The sequence below is a fragment of the Sphingomonas panni genome (assembly GCF_022664435.1).
GTDB lineage: Bacteria > Pseudomonadota > Alphaproteobacteria > Sphingomonadales > Sphingomonadaceae > Sphingomonas > Sphingomonas panni.
The window spans coordinates 198,594-219,570 of sequence record NZ_JAKREU010000003.1 but is presented as its reverse complement, the minus strand read 5'-3'; the positions used below and the strand labels follow the sequence as shown (position 1 = coordinate 219,570).

The following is a 20,977-nucleotide window of genomic DNA, read 5'->3' as shown; positions in this document are numbered from 1 at the left end:
AAGGGTCCTATGTCTGCGGTCTACCAACTATCTACCTGTATCGAATGGCAGTTTGCCGAAGCAGGCGACCTTGCCGCGCGATTGCGCGCCGCCAGGGACGCCGGGTTCGACCTTGCCGAGTTTCATCTCTGGCGGGACAAGCCGATCGAGGCGATGGCCGAAGCATTGGCCGATACCGGCATGCGGCTGACCAGCCTGTGCGTCGATCCGCGCAAATCGATCGTCGATCCGGCAGAGCGCGACGCGATGGTCGCTGCCGTGCGCGAGACGATCGAGGCGACGGCGATCCTCGGCAAGCCCAACCTGATCGTTGCGTCGGGCTTTCGCGTCGACGGGCTGAGCGAGGAAGCGCATTTCGCCAACGCCGTCACCGCGTTGCGCGCTGCCGCTGACGCGGCGGAGGAAGCGGGCGTGATGCTGCTGCTCGAACCGCTCAACACCCGGTTGTTCGCGACCATGTATCTGGTCAGCACCAAGCTCGGCCTCGATCTGGTCGAAGCGGTGAACAGCCCGAACCTGCGCCTGCTCTACGACATCTGGCACAGTGCGGTGATGGGGGAGGACATGGAGGCGGTGCTTTCCGGCCGCATCCATCTTGTCGGCCATGTGCAGGCCGCCGACATGCCCGACCGCAACGAACCCGGCACCGGCACCCTCGATTGGGCCGAGGTCATGCGGACCCTGCGCGCGGTGGGATATGACGGGGCGATCGGCCTCGAATATTTCCCGACGATGCCGATGACGCAGTCGCTGGACCAGTCCCGGCGGATGCTCGCCGACTGAGACCGACGGGCTGAACGCCCATTTCCGGCGCGAACGACCGCGCCCCTCCATTGCGGAACCTATCCATGCACAGCGATCAATTCGCGGTCAGCCTAGACCTTATCAACCGGCATTACTCGGAACCCAATCGGAACCGGTACGAAAGCAAGTATTTCTGGGAGGAACTCTACCCGCTGATCGGCGCGGCAGGGTTCCGCTCGATCGAAATCCCCTATGAGCCGGTGTGGCAGTTCGGCGGGCGCAGCGGCGTGCCGATGAATCGCTACTGCATCAACACGAAATACGCGAATGCCGACAATTATCGCGCAGCATTGGCGAGGGGGGACATCGACCGGGTCAGCGGCGTGACGTTCGATCCGAACCTGTTCATGCGCAACGCCAACCTCGACTTCTATTTCGGGGCGACCGGCCATTTCGCGGGCGAGGCGCTGGCCCATGCCGCCGATCTGAAGGCAGCATATTTGGCGATCAGCCCGTCGGCCTATTACGGACGCATCCTACACTATCATCCCCATCTGGAGGACGAGTTGGGGGCGTTCACCGATCGGGTGGCCGACCTGCTGGGCGGTCTGGCGGCGAAGGCACGGGCGGCGGGCGTCACGCTGGTCCTGCGCAACGAATATTGGAGCGTGTTTCGTGGCGAACGCATCCTGCCGCTGCTCGAACGGCTGCCGGAGGACGTGAAGCTGGACGTCGATACCGCCAGCCTGACGATTGCCGGGATCGATCCGGCCGCGTTCATCACCGCGCAGCGTGACCGGATCGGGTGCGTGCATCTGACCGACACGGCGTTCGTCGACAAGGCGGAGACGTGGAAGACGCCCAACCCGGAATTTCCCGAACACCGCGCGACGCAGGTGTTTCGCGATCCGGGAACCGGCACGGTCGATCTGCCGGCCATCGTCAGCCTGCTCGATCGGATCGGCTATGCCGGACCGGTCATTTGCAGCGCCCGCCAGACGCGCGACCCATTCCGGGCGTTGCTGCGCACGCGCGCGCTGCTCAGCCACCTACAGAATTAAGTCGGACGGAGTCTCCGCCATGCCCAATATCCGCTATGCCAACATGTCTCACTGGAAGACCATTCCGTATCGGAAGATCGATAATTTCCGCGAATTCTATTACGAGGACAAGACCAACACGGCCTATTATTCGGATTGGGAAACGATCCTGAAATATCAGGTGGCGCTCGGCTTCGACGGGATCGAGATCGCGCCATGGGATCTGGCCGACATCCTGCCCCTGTTCGGATCGCCCGAAAATTTCACGGCCTTCGCCAAGGAACGCGGGGTCGAGGTGATCGGCATGTTCCACGGCGCGCACGCCTCGCACCAGGCCGACCATTTCGAGGAAGCGGTTCGTTCGGGGCGTGAGGCAGTCGATACCATCGTCAAGTTCGGCGGCCGCTACATGAACACCTGCCCCACGCAGAATTATTACGGTTCGGGTCCGCTGACCCGCGAAGAGGTGCAGCAATGCGCCAAGGTGATGAACGAGATCGGCCGCTATGCGACCGATCACGGGGTCAAGATCGGCCTGCACAACGAGTTCTTCTGCGCGATCAATCTGCCCAACCATCGCGAACTGATCGAATCGACCGATCCGCGCTACGTCCATTATTGTCTCGACACGGCGCAGGTGGCGATCATGGGCGAGGATCTGCTGACCTTCTATCGCGACTATCGCGACCGGATCAGCACCTTCCATTTGAAGGACACGGCATCGGAACGGCAACCCGACAGCGTGCGCTATGCGCAGGACCCGGAAATCACCGATGACGGAACGCGCTGGTTCTGGGAACCGGGGCTCGGGAACCTCGACCTGTCGGGGCTGTACCGGATGCTGAAGGAGGATCAGTTCAAGGGCTGGATGTCGATCGAATATGACGGGTCGCCCGATCTGCTCGCATCGATGGCGCTGACCCGCCACCATCTCGATACGGTATTGCGGCCGATCTACGACTGACCGGTTGGGGAGCGGGCGGCTTCCACACTGCTCCCCTTCGCTATGGCGTCACGCGCCACCGCGAGATCGACACCATCGGTGACGTCCGGCTCACCCGACTCGTCCATGCGAGGCCGGGTCTGAAGACGTGGCGTCAACCGATGCGCGGTGCACCAGCGATGTGAGCGGGGGCACCGGACCGACACCGGCGTAATCTTTTGGGGAAGCCGCCTGAAACGGCGGAAATCCAATGGTCGGGGAGAGAGGATTCGAACCTCCGGCCCCTGCCTCCCGAAGGCAGTGCTCTACCAGGCTGAGCTACTCCCCGACGGAGTATCGACCGGGCCGTTTCGGGCACCTGCCGTTGCTTGGAGGCGCGCCTATAGCGCTCGGATTCCGGGTCCGCAAGCGGGATTCGTACATGGGTCTGTTTGGCTTTGGCGGGGAAGCTGCTAGGGGCGCTTGCATCCTACTCTTTCCGAATGTGTGACCGTGGCCACTCCGCTCGACAAACTGCGCAATTTCTCGATCATCGCCCATATCGACCATGGCAAGTCGACGCTGGCCGACCGGCTGATCCAGCGGACCGGCGGCCTCGCCGAGCGCGAGATGTCGGCGCAGGTGCTCGACAATATGGACATCGAGAAGGAACGCGGCATCACCATCAAGGCGCAGACCGTGCGTCTCGAATGGAAGGGCCATGTCCTGAACCTGATGGACACGCCGGGCCATGTCGACTTCGCGTATGAAGTGTCGCGCAGCCTCGCGGCGTGTGAGGGCGCGCTGCTGGTGGTCGATGCGGCGCAGGGCGTCGAGGCGCAGACGCTGGCGAACGTCTACCAGTCGATCGAGCATGATCACGAGATCATTCCGGTCATCAACAAGATCGACCTGCCCGCCGCCGAGCCGGAACGGGTGAAGACCGAGATCGAGGACATCATCGGCATCGATACGTCGAACGCCGTGCTGGCATCGGCCAAGTCGGGCATCGGCATCGACGAGATTCTCGACGCGATCGTGGCGCATATCCCGCCGCCCAAGGGCGACGTGAACGCACCGCTCAAGGCGATGCTGGTCGACAGCTGGTACGACCCGTATCTGGGCGTCGTCATCCTGATCCGCGTGATCGACGGGTCGATCCGCAAAGGCCAGCAGATCAAGTTCATGAACGCCGACACGACGCACCTGGTCGACCGGGTCGGCGCGTTCCGCCCGAAGATCGAGCAGCTGCCCGACCTGGGGCCGGGCGAGATCGGCTTCATCACCGCGCAGATCAAGGAAGTGGCGCAGACCATGGTCGGCGACACGATCACCGACGCCAAGCGCCCGGCCGCCGAACCGCTGCCCGGATTCAAGGAAGTGCAGTCGGTCGTGTTCTGCGGCTTGTTCCCGGTCGATGCCGCCGATTTCGACAAGTTGCGCGAATCGATCAGCAAGCTGCGGCTGAACGACGCCAGCTTCACCTTCGAGATGGAAAGCTCGGCGGCATTGGGCTTCGGCTTCCGCTGCGGGTTCCTCGGGCTGCTGCATCTCGAGATCATCCAGGAGCGGCTGACGCGCGAGTACGACCTCGACCTCATCACCACCGCGCCGTCGGTGGTGTACCAGATCGAGCTGACCCATCCCGATCCGGCCGGCATCACGCAGATCGACCTGCACAACCCGGCCGACATGCCCGACGTCAACAAGATCAAGACGATCAGCGAGCCGTGGATTCAGGCGACGATCTATGTCCCCGACGAATATCTGGGCGGCATTTTGAAGCTGTGCCAGGATCGGCGCGGCATCCAGATGAACCTGACCTATGTCGGCGGGCGGGCGCAGGCGGTGTATGAACTGCCGCTCAACGAAGTGGTGTTCGACTTCTATGACCGGTTGAAATCGCTGTCGAAGGGCTATGCCAGCTTCGATTACGAACAGATCGGCTATCGCGAGGGGGATCTCGTCAAGATGAGCATCCTCGTCAACGAAGAGCCGGTCGATGCGCTGTCGATGATCGTCCATCGCGGCACCGCCGAGACGCGGGGGCGCGGCATGGTCGAGCGGTTGAAGGAACTGATCCCGCGCCACCTGTTCAAGATTCCGATTCAGGCGGCGATCGGCGGCAAGGTGATCGCGCGCGAGACGATCAGCGCGATGCGCAAGGACGTGACCGCCAAATGCTATGGTGGCGATGCCAGCCGCAAGCGCAAGCTGCTCGACAAGCAGAAGAAGGGCAAGGCGAAGATGCGCGAATACGGGTCGGTCAGCATCCCGCAGGAAGCGTTCATTGCCGCGTTGCGGATGGGTGACGACAACTGACGCCGCCCGGCGCGGCCGCCGCCCCGCCCATGACGCAAAAAGGGCCGACGCTGTGGCAGCGCCGGCCCTTTTTCTATCCTACGCTGGCGATATCGTCAGGCGAGGACGCCCATCACCATCTGAACGGCAAGGGCGACGCCTGCCCAACCCAGAACCGCCATGCCGGCGAGGGTTGCGATCGTCGTGCGACCCGAAACTTTGCTGTGCATCCTCTCAACCCTCCTGTTTTTCTATCTTGCGGCAAACTGTCCCAAAAAAACGACGATTGCAAATTTGGGAAAGGCCGAAATCGGGCAATTTATGCCACATTTCCGCGCCATTTTGCGCCGGGCAACCCGGTTTTGTTGCGATGCAAAACGGAGCATGTAAAGGATGTGGTTTCAAAATGGGACATTCCGGCTCCGCTATCTCGCAGCTGCGATGCGACGTTCGGTCATAGGGATGAGCCGAAAATATTTTTTCGCTCGAGTCAGGAAATTGTCAGAATCGTTGGGTTTGCGCCGGCCAACGCCTGTTCGCAGGGCGCGTATGGACCGAATCGCAACGCCATCGGGAACCATCGGCGGCTACGGGCGTCAGGCAATACGGGTAGTTTTGCCCGTCACAGGAGCAGCCGATGGCCGACACCGATTCGAATCCCGCCGCCCAAGCAGCCGAGCGGATGCGCGCCGCCGGTAGCGCGATGACCGAGCAGGGATCGCAGCTGGGACTGACCATCCTGTCGCAGGCGGAAGCGAACACGCAGGAAGCGTTCCGGGCGATGCGGGCGGCGGCGCAGGCCAGCGACGTCAACGAAGTGATGAAGATTCAGTCGGACTATATGCGCGAACAGGGTGCCCGATCGATGGCACAGGCCCGCGAGGTCGGGGAACTGATCGCGAACTTCGGCCGCAACGCCATCGGGCAGATGACCGGACGCGGCTGAACCGTCGACCGAAAGGCCGGCACTTATGGGGGGTATCATGATCCGGCGTCTGTTCTTGCTGCTGGCAGGCCTGCTGCTTGCCGAACCCGTGACTGCGCAGTCGCGCCCGCCGGTGGTACTGGCCGCAGCCAGCCTGCAGGAATCGATGAACGCCGCGGCCGACGCGTGGGCGAAGCGGGGGCATGTCCGTCCGACCCTATCCTTCGCCGCCAGCTCGGCGCTGGCTCGCCAGATCGTGGCTGGGGCGCCTGCGGACCTGTTCGTGTCGGCCGATGTCGAATGGATGGACGATCTCGACCGCCGCGGGGTGCTGGCGAAGGGGAGCCGGGTCAATCTGCTCGGCAACCGGCTGGTGCTGGTCGCACCGGCCGATAGCCGCGTGCGCGTCACGCTGCGCCCCGGCGTAGACCTGCGTCCGGCGTTGAACGGCGGGCGGCTGGCGATGGCGGACCCGGATGCGGTGCCGGCGGGTCGCTATGGCAAGGCGGCGCTGACCCGGTTGCGCGGATGGGACGCGGTCGCGCCATCGGTCGTGCGGGCGGAGAATGTCCGCGCGGCGCTGGCACTGGTCGAGCGCGGCGCGGCGCCGCTCGGCATCGTCTATGCCACCGATGCCAAGGCGTCGGCGAAGGTGCGGGTCGTGGGTGTCTTTCCCGCCGCCAGCCACCCGCCGATCACCTATCCGATCGCCCGGATCAAGGCGTCGCGCAGTGTCGAGGGCGAGCGGTTCCGGCGCTTCCTGATCAGCCCGGCCGGCCGGAAAATCTTTATAACCTACGGGTTCAGCCCCCGCTGATGCCCGACGGCGCCGAATGGGCGATCGTCCTGCTGTCGGTGAAGATCGGGGGCGTGGCGATGCTGGGCGCGCTGCCGCTCGCCTATGCGCTGGCGTGGGTGCTGGCGCGGGGGCGGTTTCCGGGGCGGGTGGTGCTGGACGGGATCGTCCATCTGCCGCTGGTGCTGCCGCCGGTCGTCACCGGCTGGCTGTTGCTGCTGGCGTTCGCGCCGACCGGGCCGGTCGGCCGCTGGCTGGAGACGTGGTTCGGCGTCAGCGTGCTGTTCCGCTGGAGCGGGGCGGCGATCGCGGCGGCGGTGATGGCACTTCCGCTGATGGTGCGCGCCATCCGGCTGTCGATCGAGGGCGTCGACCGGCGGCTGGAGAGCGTTGCCCGGACGCTGGGCGCCAGCCGGGCGCGGGTGTTCTGGAGCGTGACCGCACCGCTCAGCCTGCCCGGCGTGCTGGCGGGGATGGTGCTCGGCTTCGCCCGCGCGCTGGGCGAGTTCGGCGCGACGATCACCTTCGTGTCCAACGTGCCGGGTGAGACGGCGACGCTGCCGCTGGCGATCTACAGCGCGTTGCAGGTGCCGGGCAGCGAGGCGAGCGTCGTGCGGCTTGCCGGCATGTCGGTCGCGCTGTCGCTGGCGGCACTGGTCGTGTCCGAATGGCTGGCACGTCGCGGCGGGCGGAGGGTCCATGTCCTTTGACATCGACGTGACCGTCCGGCTGGGCGAGGCGGTGATCGGCGCAGTGGTGCCGGACGACGGACGGGACAGCGGGCTGACGGTGCTGTTCGGCCCATCCGGGGTGGGCAAATCGAGCGTGCTGAACATGGTCGCCGGGCTGCTGCGGCCGGCGGCGGGGCATGTCCGGGTCGGCGGCGTCACGCTGTTCGATGCCGCCGCCGGGATCGACGTCCCGGTCGCGGCGCGCTGCTGTGGCTATGTGTTCCAGGAGCCGCGCCTGTTCCCGCACCGCCGGGTCGCGGCCAATCTGCGCTACGGCATGGGGCGGGGGGAGCCGCCGATCGGGTATGACGACATGGTGGCGCTGCTGGGGCTGGGCGACCTGCTCGATCGCTGGCCCGCGACGCTGTCGGGGGGCGAGGCGAAGCGGGTGGCGATCGGGCGGGCGCTGCTGTCGGGCGCGCGGTTCCTGTTGATGGACGAGCCGCTGTCCTCGCTCGACCGGGCGCGGCGCGAGGAAGTGATGGCGACGATCGAGCGGCTGCGTGACGCGTTGCGGCTGCCGATTTTGTACGTCACGCACGACGCGGCGGAGGCGGAGCGGCTGGCGACGCGGATCGTCGCGATGTGACCATCATGCCGCCGCAATCCACAGGCCATGTCGTGCCCGAAACGATCGGGAGCTGGCGATGCGGGTTTTGATGGCGAGCGTGGGCGTACTGGCGGCGGTCCCGGCGATGGCGCAGGATGTCGAACCCAATGGTCCCGACATCGTGGTCACTGGGGGCAAGCCGCTGAAGCTGAACGCCAAGGTGTTGCGCGCCGCGCAGCGCCGCTTTGCCGCAGATCGCGCGGCGCTGTCGCCCGAGGGCAGTCTCCGCTTCGAATTGTGGCGTGGCGGGCGGCGGATACCGGCGGGAACGGTGCCGGTCGTGCTGAGCGACGGGGAGGGGCGGACCCTGCCGGTGACGATCGACGGCGACGGGCGAATGGTGTTCGCTACCCTGCCCGAGGGGCGCTGGTTCCTGACCGCGCCGGCGCAGGCGCAAGGGATGCGGTTGCGGGCAATGGTCCTGTCGCGGGGAACGACCGTGGAGGACCGGCGACTGGGCGACCTTCGCATGCAATGCCATGTCGCGATTTCAATGGCGAAGGCGCAAGCGTCGTTGGTGCAGATGCCACTGCTCGGGCTGCTCGACGCGATCGGCGGGTGCGAAAGCAGGCGGGTCGAGATGCTGCATCCGACGGAGCATCCCATCGCCAGCGCGACTGCCTTCGTGCCAGGTGGCGAACAGTCGTTGCAAGTGTCGAAGCAGGGCACGTCCTATGTCGCGCCGGTGTCGGACCGGACGCTGGGCAATGATGTGCGGGTGAAGATCGTCTATCGCTGATCGTCGTTGCCGGGCATGGGCACGCGTGCGCTCTGTCCGCCACGGGTAAAATAGGCGGCGTCGATGGCGAGGTTGCGCAATTGCCAGCCATCGATGCTGTCACCGGGCGACAGGGTACGCGTGCCCGCGCTGCCGCGCACCAGCGCGACCGCATCGCGGCCGAGGCGGCCGACCACGCCCAGCAACTGCGGCGCATCGGCGGGCAGCGCGTCGGCAGCGGGCGGGGCGAAGAGCGTGCGGGCGAAGGCGGCGCGCAAGGATGGCGGTGCGGCCGGCGCGGCGAGCGGGGGCGTGGCGACCACCGTGACCGTTGCCGGTGCCGGTTCGCGCAGCAGCCACGGCGGCACCGCCAGCGCGACCAGCACCGCACCGGCCAGCAACGCGTGCTGGCGCAGGCTCAGCCCCGCCATGGTGCCACCAGCGTCGCGTCGAGCCGGACGCCGCCGGGTGCGGCGGTCAGCCGCCATGCCCGCATACGGATGGCGGGGCGCGCACGCTCCAGCGTATCGGCAAAGGCGACGACCGCCTTTTCGGTACCCGAGGCGCGCAGCGTCAGGAGCGTGACCGGTGTCGGGGCGGCGGGATCGGCGGTGAGCGTTTCGATCAGCACCCCGCCGCGCACGGCATCGGCGCGAACCCGCGCGGCGAGACGCACGCGGGCGTCGGCGGCGCTGTCGGCGGGAAAGGCTGCGTCGGCGGTGGCCAGCGGCGGGGTGGGAGCGCTTGCCCCGATCCGGGCAGCATCGCGGGCGGCGCGGGCATCGGCCAGTTCGTCCAGCGCGCCATAGGCCGGAATCGCCAGCAGCGCGGCGACGCCACACGCAATCAGGGGCAGGCGGGGGATCACCGCGGCGGCTCCAACGTGATGCGCATCCGCCCGTCACCCTCCGCGCGCGCCTGCGCCGTCGCCCGCAGGCCGGGCAGCGCGGCGATCACGCGGTCGGGATCGGGGGCGACGACCTCCATCGACAGCTTGCCCGCGCCGTCGCGCTCGACCCGCAGAAGCGCGGCATCCTTCGGAAGATCGCGGGCAGTGTCCTCAAGCGTGGTGCCGAGCGTCGGCAGACTCCATGCCTGTTGCAGCAGGACGCGCGAACGCTGTGCCGCCGCCTGTTCCGCGAGCTGCGGCGCGGAGCGGCGGGCGATGGCGCGACCCTCCTCCTGCACCCGTGCGGTCAGGATCGCGGCCCCGCCCCAGGTCAGCAGCGGCGTGGCGAGGATTGCGACGGCCAGCAATAGTGCCGCCCGGTCGAGCGGGGGGCGGGGGGTGCCGGGCGTAGGCGGTGGTGGGGCAGGACGCTCCCGCCGGGCGGCGTCCACCGCCCGGTCGAACAGGCTGGGTCGGATCGGCGCGCTGTCATTGGCGGGGCGGGGGTCGGCGACCATGCCCATTCCCTACGCCCGGCATCGGCGACCGCACAAGCCGGTCATCGAACTGTCGTCGTTTCGCCACACGGACTTCATCGATCCGCAACCGCCCTGTCGCAGCGATGCGCCAACGAAAGGGGCAGGGAGGGTGCCGACACGCGCGGCGTCCAGATAAACGGGGAAATCCAATGGCGAATACCGACCTGACCATCGGCTATGACGATGGCGATATCGAAACCAACCCCAGCACCGGCCCCAGCCTGCAGGATCTGGTCGACCAGCGTTATTCGCGGCGGCAGGCGCTGCGCGGCGGGGCGTCGACGGCGGCGGTCGCGGTCTTTGGCGGATCGCTGCTCGCGGCGTGCGACGACAAGGTGCAGGGCATCGACAACACGCCCCCGGTGGTCGGCGGCACGTCGAGCGGCGCGACCAGCGCGGGCCGCGTCGTCACGCTGACCGGCACCGCCACCGACGACAATGCGATCGTCTCCCAGACCTTTACCCAGGTGTCCGGTCCGACCGTCGCGATCAGCAGCACGACGCCGGGCACCGCGACCTTCATCGCGCCCGCCGTATCGGCGACGACCGATGTGGTGATCCGCTATACCGCGACCGACGTGAAGGGTGCCAGCAGCAGCCGCGATATTACCGTCGCCGTGTCGCCGCCGACGCTGGGCTTCTCGGCCGTCGCGAAGAGCCTGGCCGATGTCGTGGTCGTGCCGACCGGCTATACCGCCAGCGTGCTGTATCGCCTGGGCGATCCGCTCAACACCGCGACCGCGGCCTTTGCCAATAACGGCACCGACACCGGCTATGCGTCGCGCGCGGGCGACCATCATGACGGCATGAGCTATTTCGGCCTGTCGGTCAGCGGCAACACGCCCGATGCGAACAATTCGACGCGCGGCCTGCTGGTGATGAACCACGAGAATATCTCGGAACAGTATCTGCACGTCGCCGGGGTGACGACGGTCAACGGCGCGCGGCCGACGTCGGAAGTCGTCAAGGAAATGGAATGCCACGGCGTGTCGGTCGTCGAGGTGACCCGCGGATCGGACGCCAAGTGGAGCTACGTCCAGGGGTCGTCGTTCAACCGCCGTATCACCCCCTATACCCCGACCGCGTTCAGCGGCCCGGTGAAGGGCAGCCCGCTGCTGTTCACCGCCTATTCGCCGGACGGCACGACCGGGCGCGGCACGATCAACAACTGCGCCAACGGCCATATGCCGTGGGGCACGTACATGACCTGCGAGGAAAACTGGGCGGGGTATTTCCGTCGCGACAGCGGCGACAATACGACCCGCACCGCGCTGCTGGGAGCCAAGTCGACCCAGGCGTTCACCCGCTATGGCCTGTCGCAGCGCACCGGCAATTACGGCTGGACCACGGCTGCCGAGGCAACCGCCGGTTCGACGCTGATCGGGAAGTTCAACGCGACGATCGACCCGACCAAGCCGGTCAGCGGCACCGGCGATTTCCGCAACGAACCGAACCAATATGGCTGGTGCGTCGAGATCGATCCCTATGACCCGACCTCCACCCCGCGCAAGCGCACAGCGCTCGGCCGGATGAACCACGAAGGCTGCTGCCCCGGCCGCGCCATCGCCGGGGTCAAGCCCGCCTTCTACATGGGCGACGACGCGCAGAACGAATATATCTACAAGTTCGTGTCGAACACCGCTTGGTCCGAAGCCGATGCGACCGCCACCAACCGCCTGGCGATCGGTGACAAATATCTCGACAACGGCACGCTCTACGTCGCCAAGTTCAACGCCGACGGGTCGGGCGAATGGATCGCCCTGGTGTTCGGACAGAACGGCCTGACCGCCGCCAACACGCTCTATCCCTTCGCCGATCAGGCGGATGTGCTGACCCATTGCCGCCTCGCGGGCGATGCGGTCGGTGCGACGCGGATGGACCGGCCGGAATGGACCGCGGTCAACCCGGCGACCGGCGAGATGTACTGCACGCTGACCAACAACTCGTCGCGCTCGCCCGAACGCGTCGATGCGGCCAACCCGCGGTCGTACATCGATCCGAAGGTCAACAGCACGTCGCGCTCGACCGGCAACGCCAACGGCCACATCATCCGCCTGCGCGAAGCCGGCGATACCACCGAAGCGACGCGCTTCGCCTGGGACGTCTATGCCTTTGGCGCGGGATCGGACCTCGACCCGACCAACATCAACCTGTCGGGCCTCGACGCGACCAACGACTTCTCCAGCCCCGACGGGCTGTGGTTCGGCAAGCCGTCGAACGCGTCGGGTCAGGTGACGCCGGTGCTGTGGATCCAGACCGACGACGGCGCGTACACCGACGTCACCAACTGCATGATGCTGGCGGCGATGCCGGGCAAGGTCGGCGACGGCGGCACGAAGACGATCACGAACACCGGCGTGTCGGCGACCAGCACCGCGACGACCCGCATCGGCAAGGCACCGGGCACGACGCTGCGCCGCTTCCTGGTAGGGCCGGTCCAGTGCGAGATCACCGGCATCGAATCCACGCCGGACGGCCGGTCGCTGTTCGTGAACATTCAGCATCCGGGCGAGGGCGGCAATTTCGACAAGCCGACCAGCAACTGGCCGTCGACCACCGCCGGCACCCGCCCGCGGTCGGCGACGATCGTCATCACCAAGGACGATGGCGGCGTGGTCGCGCTGTAACGCCGAACGCGACGACGACAGGGGGAAGGGGCGACGGTAAAGGGATCGCCGCCCCTTTTTCCGTTCAGAACCGCGCGCGCAATCCGGCCAGCACCAGCCGCGGCGCGCCCGGCCGCGCGCCGGCGGGCGAGAAGGCGACGTTGTACGTCGTGTCGAACAGGTTCTGCACCGTCGCATAGGCGCTGATCGCCGGGGTGACATCGACCTCCCCCGACAGGTCGAGCAGCGTGCGTGCATCGATCCGTTCGGCAGCGGGGATCGCGCCGGAGCCGGCAAAGCCCCGCGTCGCATCGACATAATTGACCGAGGCATTGATTTGCGCCGCGCCGGCATCGATCCCGCCGGTCAGCGTCAGCTGGTTCGCCGGCAGATAGGGCAGCCGGTCGCCCCGCGTCACGGTGCCGAAGAAGCTGCTGGCAAAGGAGGTGCCGAACCGCGCGCGGGTATGGGTATAGGCCAGCGCCAGCGGCGCGCGCCAGTTTCCGCCGAGCGGAACGGTGTAGCCGCCGGACACTTCCACACCGGTCGCGCGCGCCTTGCCGCCATCGAACTGTTCGCCCAGGTCGCAGGTGACGCCGGTCGACGCGGTGCAGGTGCCGACGAGATTGCGATAGTCGTTGAGGAAGCCGATCGCCTCCAGCCGCCAGTCGCCATCGCCCAGCCGGACACCCGCTTCATAGTTCCACGACGTTTCGGGATCGATCGTCGACCCCGGCGCGGGCGCCGCGAATCCGTGATGGGCGCCGCCGACCAGCCGCACCGTGTCGGTCAGCCGCACCACCGCGCCGATTCCGGGGATCAGCACATCGACCCGCCGCCGGGCGTTCGCGACCGGGGTGGCGCGGGTCAGGTCGCCCAGCGCCCAGCGGGTCTGTTCCAGTTCGATCGTTTCGTAGCGCAGGCCGGGGGTCAGCACGACCGGACCCGCTTCGATCCGGTCCTGTACGAAGAAGGCCCAGGCGCGGGCGTCGCCCCGGCGATTGTCCTGCGTCCCGCGCACGCCGGCGCTGGTCAGCACCATCCGCCCGTCGACCATGCGGTAGCGGTCCTCCTGCTGCAGCCGGTCCTCATAATCCGCATGGTACCGGGCGGAGAGTTCGAGGCGATGGGCAAGGCCGCCGGTGGCGAAGTCCGCGCCCAGCACCGACTGGACCCCGGTCGTGCGGTAGCGGCGGTCATTGGCCCGGACCCGCAGCGCCCCGGCGCGACCGGTATAGCCCGGCGCACCGACCAGATCGGCGAATTGCACCGGGTTCGCCGCCGGATCGGCCAGAACGTCGGCCATCGACGACCAGCCGGTGTTCGCGGCGTTGCGCACGTCCTGCAGCTTGTACCACAGCCGCGCGGTGTCGGTGCGATAGGCGATGGTGGTCAGGTCGACGGCATCGCCCAGTTGCGACCGCCAGCTCAGCTGATAGGTGCTGTGATCGACCGTCATCCGGTCGCGCTGGCTGGCATTGTAGCGGCGATGCGGGTTCGCGGCGAAATCGGTCAGGGTCAGGCCGAGATAGGTTTCGTCGCTATGTTCGTCATAGCTCTGGTATTTCAGCGCGACGACGTGGCGGCCATCGCCGCTGCGCAGGGCAAGCTTGGCGACCATGTCGTTGATGCGGAACCCGGTCGGGCCGCCGCTGTCGATCCGCTTGAACCCGTCCGACGCCTCGTACAGGCCCTCGACCATCGCGCCGATCTCGATGCCCCGGGCAAGCGGCTGCCACCCGCCGACCGCGCCGTGGAGGCGACGGCCGCCGTAATTGCCGGCCAGTGCCTCGCCCAGCGCCATCACCTCGCCCACGCCTTTGGTCGAGATCGGGGTCGAGAACAGGTTGATCGCGCCGCCGATCGTCGAGGGACCATATTTGATCGCCGCCGGCCCCTTGGCCACCTCGACCGCCGACATGCGGGCCATGCGCGGGAAATAATAGGCGGCCGGCGCGGCATAGGGCGCGGGCGCTGCAAGGATGCCGTCCTCCATCACGACGATGCGCGCGCTGCGGTCGGTACCCGACCCGCGAATGCCGATATTGGGGCGCAGGCCGAAGCCGTCCTCCTCCTGCAAGGCGACGCCCGGGATCGCGCGCAGCACGCGGTTGACGTCGGAATAGGCGAAGGTGCGCAATTGTTCGCTGTCGAGCCGCTGCACCGATCCGCCGGCCTGGTCGGCATCGTCGCGCGTGCCGGTCACCACGATCGCGTCGAGCAGGTCGTCGTCCTGCGTTGCTTTCGCTTGAGCGAACGCCGCATCGGCCGACGACAGCGCAGCGATGGCCGCGCAGAGAAATAGCGAAGTACGCGTGAATTGCATGATGTGCCCCCCCTGTTCGGCGGGCGCACTAGATAATGTTGATAGTAGTTAGCAATAGCGATTTGGTATCATAATATTTCCGTGTCGGATGTATGGGAAATTGCCGCGCAGGATCAGACTCTTCCATGCGCCTGTAGGAACGAAAAAGGCGCTAGAGGGGATGGCCGGCTACGGTCCTGGCCAGTCATTCGGCGACCGGTGTCGCGAATCGCCGGGACTTGGACGCCGACCAGAACGGTGCCTTGCCAATGCGACGCACCGGAACCGACTGACATTCAGTGCCCATCGCAACTTCCCGTCATTCCCGCGCAGGCGGGGATATGTAGCCACTGACGTTTCTGCCGGCGTCGTAACTCTGGCGCTTGTGAACTTAGGTCCGCGCGGAAGTGACGATCGAATGGAGCGGTCGTCCCGGGGGCTGAACCTTGATCGGCCTTGGATCACGGCGTCGGTTGACTCTTAAATCTACATATGTTTGATCTGCATCATGGTTCGCGAACGACGCCCTTCGAAACAGATGATCGCGCTGCTGCGGCTCTTGTCGGAGCAGCCGCAGCAATGGCGGCATGGCTATGACCTGATGAAGCAGGCGGGGTTGCTGTCGGGTACGCTCTACCCGCTGCTCATGCGGATGGGCGATCAGGGGTTGGTCGAGGCGCAGTGGCAGGCACCGACCCAGCCGGGGCGGCCACCCCGCCACGCCTATCGCCTGACCGGCGCGGGACTGGCGCTGGCGCGGGAGATTACGGACGGTGCACCCGATCCTTCGGCGGCGGTCCCGGCATGAGCGACGCGCTCGCCCGGTTGCTGATGGCGCTGGCGACCCGCTGGCTGGGCGACGCGCGGCGCGATTGGGCAGAGGCGATGAAGGCCGAGTATCACGAAGCGGCCGATGCGGGAGAGGGGCTGGGCTTCGCCGCCGGCTGCCTGTCGAGTGCGGCACGAGCGATGCTGGCGCGGCCCGAAGGGCGGTTTGCGGTGGCGACGCATGTGCTGGCGGTCGGGGTGCTGGTCCCGATGGCGGGGCTGTTGCTGGTCAGCGCGGCGCTCGGCTTTCCCTATCTGGCGTTCGAGACGGTCGGCGCGCAGGCCTTGGGCAGCGGTTGGCCGCAGGGGGCGGTCAATGTCGGCAACCGGTTCGGCGTGCCGTTGCTGGCGCTGCTGACCGGGGTGACCGGGATCGGCCATGTCGCCATCGCCTGGGCGTTGCTGGAGCGCGACTGGGAGCGGGTGGCCCGCTATGCCCGGATCGGGGCAGCGATGCTGGCGACGATTTTCGCCTTTTCGGCGGTGCTGTTCCTCTACAACCCGTGCGCCCTGCCGCAGCTGGCCATCGTCTGCGCAGAGCTGGTGCTGGTGTGGCTGGCGGTGCGCTGGCACGACGACCTGCCCGCCTGGTCCAGCGCCTGACCTGACCGGCCGCGCGGCCGACCCTTATCCATGACCGACCCTGTCCAACGGAGTGACCGACGATGATCGCCGCACGACGCCTGCTGCCCTTTGCCCTGCTGATCGGAGCGCCGGTCGCGCCGCTGTTCGCCCAGACCCCGCCGACCAAGGAGGCGGTGCGGATCGCTTCCGAACCCGGCGTCACATTGGCGGGCGAACTGCAACTGCCGCCGGGCGTGCAGCATCCGCCGGTCGTGCTGCTGCTGGGCGGAGCGGGGGAGTCGCCGCACGGCATCTATCCGCTGCTCGAACAGCGGTTGCTGGCGCGAGGGATCGCGACGTGCAGTTTCGACAAGCGCGGCATGGGCAAGTCGACCGGAACGTTCTTCGACGCGATCGACGTGGCGCAGCGCGATGCGGCGGCGGTGCTGGCGTGGCTTCGTACGCGGGGCGACGTGATCGATCCCGCGCGGATCGCGGTGCTGGGGATGAGCCAGAGCGGGGTGATCGGCCCGGCGCTGGCGGTCGCTACGCCGCGCGTCGCCGCACCGCCGATCGCGGCGGTGGTGATGCTGTCGGCCCCCGCGGGCGAGCGGGGCAAGTTGTTCCTCGATTCGATGCAGGAGCAGCTGGCGACGTCGGGAATGAAGCCCGTGGCGGTGTCGGACGTGATCGATGCGACGCGGCGCTATCTGGATGACCTGACCGGCGGCGGTGCGCCGGGGCTGGTCGCGACGGGCCGGGCAGGGGTGGTCGATGCGTTCGTCGCGGCGGGCTGGACGGCAGCGCAGGCTGAGGGGGCGGTGAAGACGCTGAGCGATCCGGCGACGTCGTCGCTCTACACGGTCGGGCCGGGCGCGGTGCTGCGGCAGGTGAAGGCACCCGTACTCGCGCTCTATGCTGCCGGCGATACGGTGATTAGCAACCGGCTGGCCATCCCCTCCGCATTGGGTGCGTTGAGCGACAATCCGGATGCGACGGTGGCGCGGATGCCGAAGGTCGAACACGCCTTCAAGCCGCTGATGATGACCGGCGACGGCACGGCGGAATATCGCGGCTGGCCGATTTCCGATCCCGATACGATCGACCTGATCGATCGCTGGCTGGGAAAGCGGTTGGGGGTTGGAGCATAGTCGCTCTCTGCTTCGTCACCCCGGGGCAAGCCCGGGGTGACGGTAGGGGCGTCAATAAATCCCGTCGATTTCCATGGTCAGACGCGGGGCGGGGGGATTGAGGAGCAGGCTGCGCTTGTCCCCCTGCAACACTTCCTCCCGCCGCAACCGGTCGTAACGCGTGCGCGCCGCCTCCGCCGCATCCGCGCCGTCGCGCAGGATGGTGGGTTTCAGGAACACGAACAGCGTGCGCTTCTGGCGGCTTTCGGTGCGGCCCTTGAACAGCTCGCCGACGATGGGAAGGCTGCCGAGGATCGGCACCTGGCTGCGCAGCCGCTGGTAATCGTCGCTGGTCAGACCCCCCAGCACGATCGTCTGGCCGTTGTCGGCGAGGACGGTGGTGTTGGCCGATCGCTTGTTGGTGATGATGTCCGCCGCGCCGCTGACCTGGGTCGGGGCGATGGAGGAGGCTTCTTGGCTTACCTCCAGCCGGATCGTGTCGCCGGCATTGATGCGCGGCAGGACGCGCAGGGTGATGCCGACGTCCTTGCGTTCGATGGTGGTGTAGGGATTGGCGGTGCCGTTGCCGGTCAGGATCGAACCCGTCACGAACGGCACTTCCTGCGCCACGACGAACTCGCCGAGCTTGTTGTCGAGGACGGTGATCTGCGGGGTCGAGAGCAGGTTTGCCTTTTGCGAGGTACTGAGCGCCTGTACCAGGATCGAGAAGTCGTTGCCGATGCCGATATTGGCGGACAGACCGCCGGACAGCAGCCCGGCCGCCGGCACGCCCAATACCCCCAGGATCTGCCCGAGGGAGCTGCCGGCATTCGTGAACGACGTACCGGCCCCGCTGACCTGCGTCAGCGCAGCGCCCGCCGTACCGATCTGTACCGCAAGCCGTTCGGCATCGTCGCCGGTGATTTCCGCGATCGCCGCTTCGATCAGCACCTGTGGGCGGCGGACGTCGAGGTCGGGGATCAGCCGTTCGATCTGGGCGATGGCGGTCGGCGTGCCGCGCACGACCACTGCGTTGATGTCGGGGGCGGGCTGAACGGTGATGTCCGGGGTGGTGAAGCCCTGTGCCGGGGTCGCCGTCTGGTTCTGGCCCACGGTGCTGATGCTGCCGCCGGTGCCGAGCCCTCCGCCATTGGCGGCGGCGGCCAGCGCGCCCGCATTCGCGCCGCCATTGGCGATCAGGCCCGACAGCGCCTGCCCGGCATTGTTGCGCTGGCTGACGGTCGAGAGGCTGCGGGCGACCGGATTGGTCGCCGACTGCTGCTGGCCGAGGATACCGCGCAGCACCTCGGTCACGCTTTCCGCATCGGCATAGTTCAGGCGGAAGACGCGGGTGGACATGGTCGCGCTGCCGCCGCGCGCGTCGAGCGACTGGGCGATGCGGCGCGCCTCTGCGACGCCGGCGGGCGTGCCGCGCACGAGGATGGTGTTGCTACGCGGATCGCCCGCGACGCGCGCGCCGCCCTCGCCTAGCACCGCCTGCATCGCCGTCGCGATATCGGCGGCGTTGCCGTTGGTCAGCGTGATGGTGGCGAAGGTCGAACCGCCGCCGCCGTCGAGCGAGCGGGCCAGCGCCTCGATCCGGCGGACGTTATCGGCATAGTCGGTGACGACGATCGCATTGGGCTGGGTCAGCGGCTCGACGCTGCCGAAGCTGGCGACCAGCGGGCGCACGATCCGCGCGGCATCGGCCGAGGGGACGTTGGACAGGCGGACCATACGCGTGGTCAGTTCCTGTCCGCCGACCCCGCGCGACCGCACGCCGCCGTCGCGCACTGCATTGGCCTGTGGGATGATGCGCCATGCCGAGCCGGAACGCACCGCCGCGAAGCCGTTGGCGCGCAGCACCGACTGGAACAACTCCCACACGCCCGCCGGTGACAGCGGTTCGGCCGAGGTGACGGTCACCTGCCCCTTGACCGTGGGGTCGAGGATCAGCGTGCGGCCGGTGATGCGGCTGATCTGATCGGCGACGTCGGCGATCTCCACGCCGCGCATGTTGACGACGATGTCGGCGGCCTGCGCTTGCGCCATGGCCGGCGACAGGCTGGTCGCGGCGAGCGCGAGGGACAGGAAGGCGGAGGCGAAGCGGTGGCGCACGGGGGAAAACCCTAACGAATGGGAATGGAGACGGTGATCGGCTTGCCGTCGCGAAGGATGGTGACCTGTGCCTGCCCCGATGCGGCGGCGCTGGCGATGGCGGAATTGACGGCGGACTGGTCGGTCATGGCGGCGCCGTTGACCGACTGGACGACATCGCCCTGCCGCATTCCCGGCGGGGCGTTGGCGCCGATCGCATAGCCCCCGGCTACGGGCGTGGCGTTCAGGCGCGACAGCACCGCCTGTGCGCTGGGGGGCGCGGGCGTGGTGGCGGGGGCGGGCTGCGCCATCGGCTGGCCCGGCGCAGGGGCGGGGGCGGCACCGGGCACGGGCGTCGCCTGTCCGAACGGATCGGGGAAGGCGAGATATTCGAGCCGCCCGCCATTGTTCAGGATGATGCGGTCGCGGCGAATCTCGGTCACCTGCGCCCCTGCCAGCGCGTCGCCGACCTTGTACGGCTTGGCTGGTTCGTTGCCGATCGACACGAACGAGATCGACAGTTCGGCGGGGCGGGCGAAGACGACGCCCTTCAGGACCGCTTGGATGCCGGTTGGTGAGGTCGCGTCGGCGGCGGTCGGGCTGCCGAAGGGGGACCAGGCGATGGCCGGGCCGGTGTCGACGGTGACCGCGCGGGCGCGGGCGTCGGAGGGCACGGTGATCGCGCCGGTATCGGCGTGACCGGCGATGCGCCAGACGACGCCGGCGAGCGCGAAGGCGACCGACACGATCGCGGCGGCGGCGAGCCAGTCGACCCAGCGTTCACGGACTTTCAGGCGTTCGACGACGATCATGCCGCGTCCTTGCGCAGGAAGCCGTCGAGCCGGGCCATGACCGCACTTTCCCCTGCCGGGGTGACGGTGATGGTCACCCGGTCGAGCGCGGGATCGCTGGTCGCGGTCCGGTTCACCGCCACGCTCCAGTTCCGTCCCAGCATGTCCACCGTTTCCCCATTCGCCTCCGGCGTCCCCACTTCCAGATCGGCCAGCCGGTTTTCGGCGACCCACATCGCGATCGCGCGCCGTTCGACGCCACGGGTCGAATCGATGTGCTGCTCGACCGCGCCGATCAGCCCTACCGTGGCGATCGCCAATACCGCCAGCGCCACCATCGCCTCGATCAAAGAAAAGCCGGAATCTGTATCCTCCCCGGCACGGGGAGGGGGACCGTCCGCGTAGCGGATGGTGGAGGGGGAGCGCCGCGCAACGCAACGG

Annotated in this window: 20 protein-coding genes and 1 tRNA gene; 13 read left to right on the top strand and 8 right to left on the bottom strand. The window is 67.5% G+C overall.

What is annotated here, in order from left to right:
- The first annotated feature begins 9 nt into the window (after window positions 1-9).
- From MF609_RS07990 to MF609_RS07980, 3 genes are all read left to right on the top strand, one after another.
- Window positions 10-783 (top strand): sugar phosphate isomerase/epimerase family protein, encoded by a 774-nt coding sequence (locus MF609_RS07990; protein ID WP_242415783.1) that lies wholly within the window; start codon window positions 10-12, stop codon window positions 781-783.
- Between the two features lie 65 nt (window positions 784-848).
- Window positions 849-1,805: a sugar phosphate isomerase/epimerase family protein gene (locus MF609_RS07985; protein WP_242415782.1), complete on the top strand. Its 957-nt coding sequence runs from the start codon at window positions 849-851 to the stop codon at window positions 1,803-1,805.
- Between the two features lie 19 nt (window positions 1,806-1,824).
- Window positions 1,825-2,748, top strand: a complete 924-nt coding sequence (locus MF609_RS07980; protein WP_242415781.1) for a sugar phosphate isomerase/epimerase family protein — start codon at window positions 1,825-1,827, stop codon at window positions 2,746-2,748.
- A 230-nt stretch (window positions 2,749-2,978) separates the two neighbouring features.
- Here MF609_RS07980 and MF609_RS07975 read toward each other — a convergent pair.
- Window positions 2,979-3,055 (bottom strand) — tRNA-Pro (locus MF609_RS07975).
- 164 nt (window positions 3,056-3,219) lie between these two features.
- Here MF609_RS07975 and lepA point away from each other — a divergent pair.
- The 6 genes from lepA (at window position 3,220) to MF609_RS07945 (ending at window position 8,808) form a co-directional block, all read left to right on the top strand.
- Entirely contained in the window at window positions 3,220-5,028 is a 1,809-nt protein-coding gene (gene lepA / locus MF609_RS07970; RefSeq protein ID WP_242416007.1) for a translation elongation factor 4, read from the top strand.
- Window positions 5,029-5,644: 616 nt separating this feature from the next.
- The gene (locus MF609_RS07965) at window positions 5,645-5,953 is read left to right on the top strand and encodes a phasin family protein (RefSeq protein ID WP_242415780.1); all 309 of its coding nucleotides are present in this window, start codon (window positions 5,645-5,647) and stop codon (window positions 5,951-5,953) included.
- A gap of 37 nt (window positions 5,954-5,990) precedes the next feature.
- On the top strand, window positions 5,991-6,749 hold the full coding sequence (modA, locus tag MF609_RS07960; RefSeq protein ID WP_242415779.1) for a molybdate ABC transporter substrate-binding protein: 759 nt from the start codon (window positions 5,991-5,993) through the stop codon (window positions 6,747-6,749).
- On the top strand, window positions 6,749-7,438 hold the full coding sequence (gene modB, locus MF609_RS07955) for a molybdate ABC transporter permease subunit (protein WP_242415778.1): 690 nt from the start codon (window positions 6,749-6,751) through the stop codon (window positions 7,436-7,438). Before modA ends, modB begins: the two co-directional genes overlap by 1 nt.
- Window positions 7,428-8,048 carry an ATP-binding cassette domain-containing protein gene (locus tag MF609_RS07950; protein WP_242415777.1) on the top strand — a complete coding sequence of 207 codons (621 nt, stop codon included), beginning with the start codon at window positions 7,428-7,430 and terminating at the stop codon, window positions 8,046-8,048. Before modB ends, MF609_RS07950 begins: the two co-directional genes overlap by 11 nt.
- Window positions 8,049-8,106: 58 nt before the next feature.
- Window positions 8,107-8,808 (top strand): hypothetical protein, encoded by a 702-nt coding sequence (locus MF609_RS07945; protein WP_242415776.1) that lies wholly within the window; start codon window positions 8,107-8,109, stop codon window positions 8,806-8,808.
- On the opposite strand, the gene MF609_RS07940 is transcribed toward MF609_RS07945, so the two are convergent.
- The 3 genes from MF609_RS07940 to MF609_RS07930 are packed head-to-tail and all read right to left on the bottom strand — an operon-like array spanning window position 8,799 to window position 10,194.
- Window positions 8,799-9,218 carry a hypothetical protein gene (locus MF609_RS07940; RefSeq protein ID WP_242415775.1) on the bottom strand — a complete coding sequence of 140 codons (420 nt, stop codon included), beginning with the start codon at window positions 9,216-9,218 and terminating at the stop codon, window positions 8,799-8,801. The two genes, MF609_RS07945 and MF609_RS07940, sit on opposite strands and share 10 nt — an antisense overlap.
- A complete protein-coding gene (locus MF609_RS07935; RefSeq protein ID WP_242415774.1) occupies window positions 9,206-9,655 on the bottom strand; it encodes a hypothetical protein in 450 nt (149 codons plus the stop codon). Before MF609_RS07935 ends, MF609_RS07940 begins: the two co-directional genes overlap by 13 nt.
- The gene (locus MF609_RS07930; protein ID WP_242415773.1) at window positions 9,652-10,194 is read right to left on the bottom strand and encodes a hypothetical protein; all 543 of its coding nucleotides are present in this window, start codon (window positions 10,192-10,194) and stop codon (window positions 9,652-9,654) included. Before MF609_RS07930 ends, MF609_RS07935 begins: the two co-directional genes overlap by 4 nt.
- A gap of 170 nt (window positions 10,195-10,364) precedes the next feature.
- Between MF609_RS07930 and MF609_RS07925 the strand changes: the two genes are divergently transcribed.
- Window positions 10,365-12,842 (top strand): PhoX family protein, encoded by a 2,478-nt coding sequence (locus tag MF609_RS07925; protein WP_242415772.1) that lies wholly within the window; start codon window positions 10,365-10,367, stop codon window positions 12,840-12,842.
- Between the two features lie 64 nt (window positions 12,843-12,906).
- On the opposite strand, the gene MF609_RS07920 is transcribed toward MF609_RS07925, so the two are convergent.
- Window positions 12,907-15,147 carry a TonB-dependent receptor family protein gene (locus tag MF609_RS07920; RefSeq protein ID WP_242415771.1) on the bottom strand — a complete coding sequence of 747 codons (2,241 nt, stop codon included), beginning with the start codon at window positions 15,145-15,147 and terminating at the stop codon, window positions 12,907-12,909.
- Window positions 15,148-15,634: 487 nt separating this feature from the next.
- Between MF609_RS07920 and MF609_RS07915 the strand changes: the two genes are divergently transcribed.
- The 3 genes from MF609_RS07915 (at window position 15,635) to MF609_RS07905 (ending at window position 17,669) form a co-directional block, all read left to right on the top strand.
- Window positions 15,635-15,934 (top strand): PadR family transcriptional regulator, encoded by a 300-nt coding sequence (locus MF609_RS07915; RefSeq protein WP_336944462.1) that lies wholly within the window; start codon window positions 15,635-15,637, stop codon window positions 15,932-15,934.
- Window positions 15,931-16,557, top strand: a complete 627-nt coding sequence (locus MF609_RS07910) for a hypothetical protein (protein WP_242415770.1) — start codon at window positions 15,931-15,933, stop codon at window positions 16,555-16,557. The genes MF609_RS07915 and MF609_RS07910 overlap by 4 nt, the downstream gene beginning before the upstream one ends.
- A gap of 62 nt (window positions 16,558-16,619) precedes the next feature.
- On the top strand, window positions 16,620-17,669 hold the full coding sequence (locus tag MF609_RS07905) for an alpha/beta hydrolase (protein WP_242415769.1): 1,050 nt from the start codon (window positions 16,620-16,622) through the stop codon (window positions 17,667-17,669).
- Between the two features lie 51 nt (window positions 17,670-17,720).
- On the opposite strand, the gene gspD is transcribed toward MF609_RS07905, so the two are convergent.
- From gspD to gspI, 3 genes are read right to left on the bottom strand one after another with little or no spacing between them, the layout of a single operon-like run.
- Window positions 17,721-19,766: a type II secretion system secretin GspD gene (gspD, locus tag MF609_RS07900; protein WP_242415768.1), complete on the bottom strand. Its 2,046-nt coding sequence runs from the start codon at window positions 19,764-19,766 to the stop codon at window positions 17,721-17,723.
- Window positions 19,767-19,777: 11 nt separating this feature from the next.
- Window positions 19,778-20,557: a type II secretion system protein N gene (locus MF609_RS07895; RefSeq protein WP_242415767.1), complete on the bottom strand. Its 780-nt coding sequence runs from the start codon at window positions 20,555-20,557 to the stop codon at window positions 19,778-19,780.
- The gene (gene gspI / locus MF609_RS07890; protein WP_336944565.1) at window positions 20,554-20,946 is read right to left on the bottom strand and encodes a type II secretion system minor pseudopilin GspI; all 393 of its coding nucleotides are present in this window, start codon (window positions 20,944-20,946) and stop codon (window positions 20,554-20,556) included. The genes MF609_RS07895 and gspI overlap by 4 nt, the downstream gene beginning before the upstream one ends.
- Window positions 20,947-20,977 lie beyond the last annotated feature (31 nt).

Coding starts and splice junctions, on each gene's coding strand:
- MF609_RS07990 (WP_242415783.1), top strand. CDS start 10: ATGTCTGCGGTCTACCAACTATCTACCTGTATCGAATGGCAGTTTGCC.
- MF609_RS07985 (WP_242415782.1), top strand. CDS start 849: ATGCACAGCGATCAATTCGCGGTCAGCCTAGACCTTATCAACCGGCAT.
- MF609_RS07980 (WP_242415781.1), top strand. CDS start 1,825: ATGCCCAATATCCGCTATGCCAACATGTCTCACTGGAAGACCATTCCG.
- MF609_RS07965 (WP_242415780.1), top strand. CDS start 5,645: ATGGCCGACACCGATTCGAATCCCGCCGCCCAAGCAGCCGAGCGGATG.
- modA (WP_242415779.1), top strand. CDS start 5,991: ATGATCCGGCGTCTGTTCTTGCTGCTGGCAGGCCTGCTGCTTGCCGAA.
- modB (WP_242415778.1), top strand. CDS start 6,749: ATGCCCGACGGCGCCGAATGGGCGATCGTCCTGCTGTCGGTGAAGATC.
- MF609_RS07950 (WP_242415777.1), top strand. CDS start 7,428: ATGTCCTTTGACATCGACGTGACCGTCCGGCTGGGCGAGGCGGTGATC.
- MF609_RS07945 (WP_242415776.1), top strand. CDS start 8,107: ATGCGGGTTTTGATGGCGAGCGTGGGCGTACTGGCGGCGGTCCCGGCG.
- MF609_RS07940 (WP_242415775.1), bottom strand. CDS start 9,218: ATGGCGGGGCTGAGCCTGCGCCAGCACGCGTTGCTGGCCGGTGCGGTG.
- MF609_RS07930 (WP_242415773.1), bottom strand. CDS start 10,194: ATGGTCGCCGACCCCCGCCCCGCCAATGACAGCGCGCCGATCCGACCC.
- MF609_RS07925 (WP_242415772.1), top strand. CDS start 10,365: ATGGCGAATACCGACCTGACCATCGGCTATGACGATGGCGATATCGAA.
- MF609_RS07920 (WP_242415771.1), bottom strand. CDS start 15,147: ATGCAATTCACGCGTACTTCGCTATTTCTCTGCGCGGCCATCGCTGCG.
- MF609_RS07915 (WP_336944462.1), top strand. CDS start 15,635: ATGGTTCGCGAACGACGCCCTTCGAAACAGATGATCGCGCTGCTGCGG.
- MF609_RS07910 (WP_242415770.1), top strand. CDS start 15,931: ATGAGCGACGCGCTCGCCCGGTTGCTGATGGCGCTGGCGACCCGCTGG.
- MF609_RS07905 (WP_242415769.1), top strand. CDS start 16,620: ATGATCGCCGCACGACGCCTGCTGCCCTTTGCCCTGCTGATCGGAGCG.
- MF609_RS07895 (WP_242415767.1), bottom strand. CDS start 20,557: ATGATCGTCGTCGAACGCCTGAAAGTCCGTGAACGCTGGGTCGACTGG.